The sequence below is a fragment of the Mesotoga sp. HF07.pep.5.2.highcov genome, assembly GCF_003666285.1.
In the GTDB taxonomy this organism is placed as follows: domain Bacteria; phylum Thermotogota; class Thermotogae; order Petrotogales; family Kosmotogaceae; genus Mesotoga; species Mesotoga prima.
On sequence record NZ_JFHJ01000183.1, the window covers coordinates 1 to 2905 of the forward strand.

The following is a 2905-nucleotide window of genomic DNA, read 5'->3' on the forward strand; positions in this document are numbered from 1 at the left end:
CGGGAATGGGAGTTGAGATAAGGAGATTCGATCAGTCACGAATTGATGAACTGGAAACTCTTATTGACGATAAGACGGGCATTGTGTATGTCGAGTCGATGTCGAATCCCGATTTGATTCTTTCAGACATTGAAGGGATTGCTCGAATTACTAGAGAAAAAGAAGCTGTTCTCGTAGTAGACAATACGTTTTTATCTCCGTATAATTTCAGGCCGCTCGAATACGGGGCAGACGTAGACATTCAGAGTCTGTCCAAGTATGTGAACGGGCATTCAGATGTCATTGCAGGGTTTGCCGCCTTCAAAGACAGTGGTCTGGAAAAAAGGGTAAGAAAGGTAATGATCAAATTGGGTACAAATGGGGCGCCCTTCGACGCTTTTCTGGTTGGCCGCGGGGCGAAGACTCTTGGCCCTAGGATGGAATTGCACAACAGAAATGCAAGAGAAGTGGCAGAATTTCTCTCGAAAAATCCAAAAGTACTTCGGGTTTCTTATCCTTCGTTGAAGGCAAGCGTACCGGCCTGTTTCTCTGAATGCAGGGGATTTGGAGGCGTAGTTTATCTCGAACTGGAAAGTTTGAGTGCAGCTAAATCGTTCATAAGAAGGAGCGAGCTGTTTCTTGAAGCTACTAGTCTTGCCGGTGTTGAGTCTCTTGCAACCATTCCTGTCTTGACAAGTCATGCTTCTTTGTCTGCCGAGCAGTTACGCGATGCAGGTCTTTTAGAAGGAGGTGTAAGACTCTCTGTCGGCATTGAGGATCTAGAGGATCTTCTGTCCGACCTAGATTTCGCTATGAAGGGAATTTAGTTGGCCTCGTCGCAGCTCTTTGCTGGAAAGAACGGAAGCTGAGAAATAAAGGAACTGAGCGTGAGAAGAAGCAAAGAAAACCGAAATGCAGGAATAAGAATATAAACGGCTTTCCTTATGAAGCTGTTGGTTAGACTGCGATTCAACTTACTTCTTCACCCGTCTATAATTGTCAACAAGCTGTGAGGTGATATGAAGTGCTGAAAATAAGGGTCTCTAGTATCGAGGAGTTCCTTCTGGCGGACAGAAAAGAATTCAAAATGGAGGCAGGCAATTTTGTTTATATATACGACTTCGAGAGACTTACCGATTCGCCGGGGATTCTCCTCCAGATTTCAGTAGTGAATAGATCTGATGCTCCGAAGAAAGTCGGAAAGATAGATCTTCTTGAAATAGAGGACGTTAGCGAACCCGTATATTACAATGGTTGGCAATCATGGCTACCATTCAAGGCTTACTGGGAACAACCGATTGTGGATCCTTTCGTTCAGTACGCCGATTCACATGAGATAAGTCTCTTCTCAGCAACACCTATTCCCGAAATCTTGAGGGAGGGAAGAAGACCAAGCGATTACTTCATTGCCACTGATGAGTTGGTTGTTGGATTTCTATCCAGCAGATTCTCGCATCAATACTTTCTCTGGAACGACGATCAGTGCAATATACGCGGCTCGGCAGATCTCTTTGGGGCTGAACTGGCGCCAGGTGAATCAGTTCAGCTCGAGAAGATGGTGATTTTTGGCAAAGACAGTTTGTGGAGTATGTTAGAGAATTATGCAAGTCTTATCAAGAAAAGCAACAAGGTCGAGTTCAACGATTTCAGCGGTGTCGGGTGGTGTAGTTGGTATCAATACTTCTCAGACATCACCTTTGAACAACTGTCAAAGAATATTCGGCTGCTCGCGGAAATTAGAGATCGAGAGAAAATCGATTATAGACTGGTTCAGCTTGACGACGGATACCAGGAGGATATTGGTGATTGGCTCGAAACAAACTCCAAATTTCCTGAACTGAAGGAAATCGCTTCCGAAATAAGAAAGAGGAAATTTTCGGCGGGTCTCTGGATTGCACCGTTTTCTGCGTCTGAAACTTCGAAAGTCTTCAGGGAACATCAGGATTGGTTCGTGAGAAACGAAGACGGCTCACCGAGAATTGCCTACAGGAACTGGGGAAAGAAGATATTTTCCCTGGATACTACGAATCCCGAGGTGCTTGAACACCTGAGAGATTTGATTGTCTCGATAAGGAGATCTGGTTTTGATTATCTGAAGATCGACTTTCTTTTCGCCGGTGCCATTCCCGGAAGGAGATACAGAGAGGACTGCGGTCCGATCGAGGCTTATAGAATAGGCATGAAGCTATAAGAGATGCCGCCGGAAAAGATTGCTTCATTCTTGGTTGCGGCGCGCCGCTTCTTCCTTCGGTAGGATTTGTGGATGGTATGAGGATTGGATCTGATACCTCTCCACAATGGAACGGTGAAGCTATGGATATCGGTATTCCCAGTGCAAGGTTTTCACTAAGAAATGCTTATACAAGAGCATTTATGCATAGAAGACTTTGGCTTAATGATCCCGACACGGCCATATTGAGAAAGTGCGAAATGACTGAAGAAGAGAAGAGGATCTTCGCCTTGTCCGTGGGACTGCTTGATGGAATGATGATAAACAGCGACGATATGGAACTGGTTGATTCACAGGGGATCTCACTTCTAAAAGAAGCGATAATGCTAAAAGGAGGAGAACCTCGTGTCTTCCTTGACGGAATGAATAGTGTTTTTGCCACTTGCACTAGAAAGGCCAATTACTGCAATGTGACTTCATTTGTCAATCTTACTGACACGCCTAGACACTCCATAAAGCTCAAAGAGATGTATGAAAATTGGTCAGGGGTTAAGCCTCCGGTTAAGGAAGTCGAGCTTCCACCAAAAAGCATATGGATAGCAAAAAGTGATTCATGTGATATCTAGTACGAAAATTATATAAAGTAACAACGGGAAGATACCGCGAACTTCAAATGAAATCAGTTAACGCTGTCTCTTGGATAAGAATCCACACCGTTAGGGGAGGAACTTTGATCTCCCCACCAAAAAATGAAAT

3 protein-coding genes are annotated in these 2905 nt (G+C 44.5%); all 3 read left to right on the forward strand.

All coding sequences use genetic code 11. The annotated features are described in order from the left end of the window. On the forward strand, nt 1-806 hold an 806-nt coding region (locus tag BG32_RS03650; RefSeq protein ID WP_121526394.1), incomplete at its 5' end, for a PLP-dependent aspartate aminotransferase family protein. Nucleotides 807-1003: 197 nt separating this feature from the next. After that, the gene (locus BG32_RS03655) at nt 1004-2170 is read left to right on the forward strand and encodes a glycoside hydrolase family 36 protein (protein ID WP_259459484.1); all 1167 of its coding nucleotides are present in this window, start codon (nt 1004-1006) and stop codon (nt 2168-2170) included. Between the two features lie 77 nt (nt 2171-2247). Continuing rightward, complete coding sequence (locus tag BG32_RS16160) at nt 2248-2775, forward strand: hypothetical protein (protein WP_259459485.1); 528 nt, start codon at nt 2248-2250, stop codon at nt 2773-2775. Nucleotides 2776-2905: the final 130 nt, after the last annotated feature.

What these genes read in the sequence shown, in the direction of transcription:
- BG32_RS16160 (WP_259459485.1), top strand. Translation starts at nt 2,248, where the DNA reads ATGAGGATTGGATCTGATACCTCTCCACAATGGAACGGTGAAGCTATG.